Genomic DNA, 332 nt, shown 5'->3' on the forward strand with positions numbered 1-332 from the left:
TATCGCCAATCGTAAAAGCAATCACTTCTCCATTGTATAAATCTAATATACTGGAAAGGTACAATTGTTTCTGTCCATAAGGCAAATATGTGATGTCCGTTACTAGTTTTTCAAGAGGGCGATCAGACTGAAAGTTCCGATCCAATATATTATCGACTACGGCATATGGCTGCCCATTCTTCTTGCGCTTTTTCACCTTAACCTGGCACTGCCATTGATTTTTCTGCATAATACGTTGAACCGTTTTATGGTTAATACGCATTCTCTTTTTTAGTATGGCTGTGATTTTTCGATATCCATATCGATACCTGTGCTCTCGGCACAACGTGCCG

General features: G+C 39.8%; 1 protein-coding gene. It reads right to left on the reverse strand.

What is annotated here, in order from left to right; translation table 11 throughout:
* Nucleotides 1-332: IS3 family transposase (locus AC0DBE_RS21775; protein WP_472963795.1), on the reverse strand; the 332-nt coding region annotated here is incomplete at both ends.

This window comes from Bacillus sp. VA15 (assembly GCF_055721145.1).